Source organism: Micromonospora sp. NPDC052213 (assembly GCF_040679695.1).
In the GTDB taxonomy this organism is placed as follows: Bacteria; Actinomycetota; Actinomycetes; order Mycobacteriales; family Micromonosporaceae; genus Micromonospora.
This window is the reverse complement of record NZ_JBFAVI010000062.1, coordinates 30,812-36,533: the sequence shown is the minus strand read 5'-3', so window position 1 is coordinate 36,533 and position 5,722 is coordinate 30,812. Positions and strand designations below refer to the sequence as shown.

Genomic DNA, 5,722 nt, shown 5'->3' with positions numbered 1-5,722 from the left:
TGCAGGGCGCGCAGCGCGAGCGCCGCCCCGGCGGTGCCCGCGACCACGTCGAGGTGGCGGTCGCCGTCGAACCGCCGGAGCAGTTCCGGGACGAGGCGCGACGCTCTCCTGCCACGCCGCGCGCCGGCTCCCCCGTCCCGTTCAGCGGGTGGCGGCCGCCACGTAGGCGTCGATCTCGGCGCCGATCCGCTGCTTGCCCGCGGGGTCCAGGAAGGAGGCGGTCACCGCGTTGCGGGCCAGCGCGGCCAGCCCCTCCGGGCCCGCGTCGAGCAGCCGGGCCGCGACGGCGTACTCGTCGTTGAGGGTGGTGCCGAACATCGGCGGATCGTCGGAGTTGATGGTGACCAGCAGGCCGGCGTCGACCAACTGCCGCAACGGGTGCTCGTCGATGGTGGCGACCGCCCGCGTCCGCACGTTGGAGGTCGGGCAGACCTCCATGCCGATCCGGTGCTCGGCGAGGTGGGCCAGCAGCTCCGGGTCCTGGGCGGCGGAGATGCCGTGCCCGATCCGCTCCGCGCCCAGGTCGCGCAGCGCGTCCCAGACCGTCTGCGGGCCGGTGGTCTCGCCGGCGTGCGGCACCGAACGCAGGCCGGCCGCCCGGGCCCGGTCGAAGTACGGCTTGAACTGCGGCCGGGGCACGCCGATCTCCGGGCCGCCCAGGCCGAAGCTGATCAGCCCGTCCGGGCGCTCCTCCAGCGAGATCCGCAGGGTCTCCTCGGCCGCCGGCAGGCCCGCCTCGCCGGGGATGTCGAAGCACCAGCGCAGCTCGATGCCGAAGTCCGCCGCGGCCCGCTTGCGGGCGTCCTCGATCGCCTCGCAGAACGCCGGGGCGGGGATGCCCCGGTGCACGTGCGAGTAGGGCGTCACGGTCAGCTCGGCGTAGCGGACCTGCTGGCGGGCCAGCTCGCGGGCCACCTCGTGGGTGAGGATCCAGACGTCCTCCTGGTCGCGGATGAGGTCCACGACGCTCAGGTAGACCTCGATGAAGTGCGCGAAGTCGCGGAAGGCGAAGTAGTCGGCGAGCGCGGCCGGGTCCGCGGGCACGGGGCTGCGGCCCTCGTGGCGGGCGGCCAGCTCGGCGACGATCCGGGGCGAGGCGGAGCCGACGTGGTGCACGTGCAGCTCCACCTTGGGCAGTCCGGCGATGAAGGTTTGCAGGTCGGTCACATGTTCTCCTCTGCACGGGCGCCGGTACGGGCGACGAAGAAGACGCGTCGGAACGGGAAGTACACCTGACCGTGCCGCGCCGGGTACGCCTGCGCGAGGCGTACACCGAGTTCGGCCCGGAAGTCGGCCCAGCCGGCGGCGTCCAGGGCCGCGCGGACCGGCCGGAGCGCGGTGCCCTCCATCCAGGTCAACACGGGGTGGTCCGCGTCGGCGCGGGCCGGCAGCAGGTGCACGTAGGTAGTCTCCCAGGCGTCCACGGCGCAGCCGGCACCGGTCAGCAACCCGGCGTAGCCGGTGGCGTCGTCGACCGGGGCCTCGCGCAGCAGTGGAGCGAGGTCGGCGCGCCAGGCCGGGCGGCCGGCGACCTCGCGCAGCGCCCGGTGTGACGGCGCGTCGAAGTTGCCCGGCACCTGCACCGCCAGCCAGGCCCCACCGGGCAGCTCACGCGCCCAGCGGGCGAGCAGCTCGCGATGGCCGGGGACCCACTGCAGCACCGCGTTGCTGACCACCACGTCCACGTCGGACTCCGGCCGCCAGTCCCGGACGTCGCCCACCGCGAAGGAGACCGGGGACGCGGTGGCGTGTGCCCGCGCGATCATCTCCGCGGAGGAGTCGAGGCCGACGACGCGGCTGTCCGGCCAGCGTCCGGCGAGGGTCTCCGTCAGGTTGCCGGGCCCGCAGCCGAGGTCGACCACGGCGCGCGGTCGCTCGGCCGGGACCCGCGCGAGCAGGTCGTGGAAGGGCCGGGAGCGCTCGTCGCCGAAGCGCAGGTATGTCGTCGGATCCCACATCACAGCCTCCCAAACCGTACGTCCGTCTTGTTAACCGTACGGCCCGTGGCGCGGCCCCACAAGCGGGATCACTAGGCTCGGTGGCATGGAGCAGCGGACCTTCCCCCGGCCGGGGCGGCACGTCGGGGTGATCGGGCCGGGCAGCGAGCAGCTCGTCGGACGGTTCCCCGGGACGGGGATCGACGAAGGGGAGTCACGATGAAGGGCTGGCTGCCGCTCACCCTCGGCCTGCTCGCCGTGGTCGGCGGGGCGGTCTGGACCGTGCAGGGCCTCGGCTACGTCGAGGGCAGCCTGATGACCGACCAGCGGATCTGGGCGATCATCGGGCCGCTCGTCGTCCTGATCGGACTCGCGCTGCTCTGGTCCGGGCTGCGCGCCCGCCGACGCCGCTGAGCCGCCCCTGCGCTCCCGCCCCCGACGCGCCGACCGCGCCCGGATACGCGGAAAGCCCCGCATCCCGGGCGGGATACGGGGCTTCACTGGTGATCCGGGCGTCGGATCATCCACTGGTCGGCGACTGCCGACCAGCGGTGCTCAGATGGGGCGGACCTGCTCGGCCTGCGGACCCTTCTGACCCTGGGCGATCTCGAACTCCACCCGCTGGTTCTCCTCCAGCGTGCGGTAGCCGCTGGTCTGGATGGCCGAGAAGTGGACGAACACGTCAGCACCCCCGCCGTCGACGGTGATGAAGCCGAAGCCCTTGTCAGCGTTGAACCACTTCACGGTTCCCTGCGCCATGTGTATCTCCTTCTAAAACTGGCGGCCGAGCACGCCGTGCGGCCGATTGGCCGTTTTCGAGCAGCGGCGCCTGAGGCGGCCCCCATTGAAGGAGACTTCTCTCAACCCACGCCATCTCTCAACAGCGTGGAACAGCAAACCACGTACGCAAAAACTCTGCACAGCCTACCCGACGAAATTCTCCGACATGTGACCTGACGGATGCCGAAGATCCGCTGGGTGGGCGCTTACCGCCGTGCGAAAGGCCCCCTCACCGCCACGGCGAGGGAGCCTTCGATCGAAAGCCGGGTCAGTCCGGCCAGTGCCCGGTCAGCCGGCGTACGCCCACCGCGCCGCCCCGGTCGACGGCGGCCCGGACGACCGCGAAGATGGCGCCCTGCAAGGCCGCCGCCGCCAGGATCTCGCCCCAGCCGCGGTCCTCGTCGGTGGCGCTGGGCGCCTCGCCGTCGCCCGCCGTCACCTTCCAGACCTGCCGGAAGATCATGCCCGCGACCGCACCGGCGGCGATGCCCATCAGCACGCCGACCGGCTTGTACGCGGCCCTCCCGATGTTCCTGCTCACCCGCGCCTCCCCCGGACGATCAACAGCACGATAGCGGCGGCCACCGCACCGGCCGCGAGGGCCACGAACGGCGCCGGGTTGCGCCGGACGACCGCGCCCGTCTCCTGCGCCTGCCCTCGCGCGAGCTGCGCCTTCTGCGCCGCCTGCCCACGCACCCGGGCCACGGTCTGCGCGGCCTGCTCCCGCATCCGCTCCTTCGCCTGGTCGGCGGAGGACCTCAGGCGCGCCTTGACGTCGGCCTTGGCGGCCAGCGCCTCCATGGTCTCGCCCAACTCGACCCGGGTCCGCCGGATCTCCTCCCGGAGCGCCTCGGTGTCGCCGGTGCCCCGGCCGTTGCCCGTCGTCATGCCCGCCCCCTGTCCTTCACGGCGGCGGCGACGGTGTCGACGTCGGCCCGGACGCTGCGCACCGTGGCCGCCGGCACCGGTGGGACCGCCTGGCTGACCTGCTTCTTGCCCACCAGCGCGAGGATGCCGGCCATCACGAAGAGCACCACCGCGACGATCAGGGCCGCGGCCCAGGCCGGCAGCACCAGATCGAGCAGCAGGATCGCGGTGGCGACCAGGGCGCCCAGGCCGTAGAGCGCCAGCGCCCCGCCGCCGCCGAAGAGGCCGATGCCGATGCCGGCATGCTTGCCCTTCTGGGTCAGCTCCGCACGGGCCAGGGCCAGCTCGTCGCGGACCAGGCGGGAGACCTGCTCCGTGGCCCGCTGCACCAGCTCGGCGGTGGACGGCTCGCTCCCGTCGCGGGATGTGCGGGCGTTCGCCACGTCAGCCATGCTGTCCTCCTTTCATCATCACCGCGCTGTATGCCCGGAGTCGCCGCCCGTCAATCCTTCGCGCGGTGGCCGGTGAGCCCGGGCCGCCGCGTCCCCCGTGCCGATGGACGGCGCGCGGGAGGAGGTGCAGAAGCGTCGCGCAGCAGGTCCCCACGAAACGCCCGGTCAAACTTCCCGAGCCAGCGCACTCCGCCCGGTCACCCCACGAGGCACAACCCCACCCACACCTCCAACCGCCCCCAGCCCCCACAGGTCACGACCCACCCGCCCCTGCCCTCCCCCCGACCCCCACCCGGCCTCGCGATCTTGCACCTTCCGCCCCGGCAAATCGGACGTTCTCCGCATCCGGAGGGCACGATGCGCAAGATCGCGGGGCGGGATGGGGCAGGGGCAGGGGCGGGGGTTGAGGGCCGCGGGGGTTGAGGGGTGCGGGGGTCAGCGGCGGGTTTCGGCGGGCTCGTCGGGGCCGACGAAGGCCTCGCTGCGGGCGTCGCCGTCGTCGCTGCCGCCGAAGACCCGGGCGTCGTCGGGCACCTCGCCGTCGGCGAGGCGGCGCACCGGCCGGCGGGGCCGTACCCACTGCCACGGCAGGTTGCTCTCCGCGTCGCCGATCTCGGTACGCATCCGGGGCATCGCGGTCGGCCGCTGGTCCCGGATCCAGGCGACCAGGTGCTCGCGGACCAGGCAGCGCAGGTCCCACAGGCTGCCGGCGTCGGCCGCGCTGACCAGGGCGCGCACCTTGATCATGCCGCCGGTCGCGTCGGTCACCTGGAGCACGCAGACCCGGCCGTCCCACAGGTCGGTGCTCTCCACCAGGCGGCGCAGCTCCTCCCGCATGGCCTGCACCGGGATCGCCCAGTCGACGTCGAACTCGGCGGTGCCCAGCACGGCCGCCTCCGTGCGGGTCCAGTTCTGGAACGGCTTGGTGGTGAAGTACGAGGTGGGCAGGATCAGCCGGCGGTCGTCCCAGATCTGCACCACCACGTAGCTGAGGGTCAGCTCCTCGATCCGGCCCCACTCCCCCTCGACCACCACCACGTCGTCGAGGCGCACCGCGTCACTGAAGGCGAGCTGGAGGCCGGCGAAGACGTTGCCCAGCAGGCTCTGCGCGGCGAGCGCGGCGACCACACCGACGACACCGGCGCTGGTCAGCACGCCGGCGCCGATGCCGCGTACGGCCGGGAAGGTCATCAGCATGACGCCGACCGCCAGGACGACGATCACCGCGATGGTCAACCGGCGCAGCATCACCACCTGGGTCCGCACCCGCCGCGCGTGCCGGTTGTCCGGCACGTCCACCCGGAACCGGGCGAGCGCCGTGTCCTCCGCCACCACGAGCAGCGAGGCGACCAGCCAGGCGACGCTCGCGATCACGCCGAGCACCAGCGCGTGCAGCAGCACCTGCCGCCACTGCTCGCCGACCGCGTAGCCGGTGCTGAAGCGGACGGCGAACTGGACGGCGAGGACCGTGGCGGCGACCTGGCTCGACCGGTGCGCGTGCTCGGTGAGCTCGGTCAGCAGCAGCGAGCGCCGGCCGAGCCGCCGGACCACGCGATGCACGACCTCGACGACGAACAGGGCGATCGCCGCCGCGGCGAGCGCGGGGGGGGGGGGGCCCGGGTTGGAGTTCACGGGGTTAAACCGCTTACGGAGCCGGGGGCCGATTTGTGGGGGAATTGCCCAAAA

General features: G+C 73.2%; 8 protein-coding genes. 1 reads left to right on the top strand and 7 read right to left on the bottom strand.

The genetic code is table 11. The features are described from left to right. Positions 1 to 141: 141 nt before the first annotated feature. Complete coding sequence (locus AB0L34_RS17205) at positions 142 to 1,167, bottom strand: adenosine deaminase (RefSeq protein ID WP_363705418.1); 1,026 nt, start codon at positions 1,165 to 1,167, stop codon at positions 142 to 144. After that, positions 1,164 to 1,958, bottom strand: a complete 795-nt coding sequence (locus AB0L34_RS17200) for a trans-aconitate 2-methyltransferase (protein ID WP_363705417.1) — start codon at positions 1,956 to 1,958, stop codon at positions 1,164 to 1,166. The genes AB0L34_RS17205 and AB0L34_RS17200 overlap by 4 nt, the downstream gene beginning before the upstream one ends. A gap of 198 nt (positions 1,959 to 2,156) precedes the next feature. Here AB0L34_RS17200 and AB0L34_RS17195 point away from each other — a divergent pair, with 198 nt between their 5' ends. Next, on the top strand, positions 2,157 to 2,351 hold the full coding sequence (locus tag AB0L34_RS17195) for a hypothetical protein (RefSeq protein WP_363705416.1): 195 nt from the start codon (positions 2,157 to 2,159) through the stop codon (positions 2,349 to 2,351). Positions 2,352 to 2,492: 141 nt separating this feature from the next. On the opposite strand, the gene AB0L34_RS17190 is transcribed toward AB0L34_RS17195, so the two are convergent. From AB0L34_RS17190 to AB0L34_RS17170, 5 genes are all read right to left on the bottom strand, one after another. After that, a complete protein-coding gene (locus tag AB0L34_RS17190) occupies positions 2,493 to 2,696 on the bottom strand; it encodes a cold-shock protein (RefSeq protein WP_007075740.1) in 204 nt (67 codons plus the stop codon). A 289-nt stretch (positions 2,697 to 2,985) separates the two neighbouring features. Beyond that, a complete protein-coding gene (locus AB0L34_RS17185) occupies positions 2,986 to 3,258 on the bottom strand; it encodes a DUF4235 domain-containing protein (protein WP_350706268.1) in 273 nt (90 codons plus the stop codon). Further along, entirely contained in the window at positions 3,255 to 3,605 is a 351-nt protein-coding gene (locus tag AB0L34_RS17180; RefSeq protein WP_363705415.1) for a DUF3618 domain-containing protein, read from the bottom strand. Before AB0L34_RS17180 ends, AB0L34_RS17185 begins: the two co-directional genes overlap by 4 nt. Then, positions 3,602 to 4,036 carry a phage holin family protein gene (locus AB0L34_RS17175; protein WP_350706272.1) on the bottom strand — a complete coding sequence of 145 codons (435 nt, stop codon included), beginning with the start codon at positions 4,034 to 4,036 and terminating at the stop codon, positions 3,602 to 3,604. The genes AB0L34_RS17180 and AB0L34_RS17175 overlap by 4 nt, the downstream gene beginning before the upstream one ends. Before the next feature lie 435 nt (positions 4,037 to 4,471). Further along, complete coding sequence (locus tag AB0L34_RS17170) at positions 4,472 to 5,668, bottom strand: mechanosensitive ion channel family protein (protein ID WP_363705414.1); 1,197 nt, start codon at positions 5,666 to 5,668, stop codon at positions 4,472 to 4,474. Positions 5,669 to 5,722: the final 54 nt, after the last annotated feature.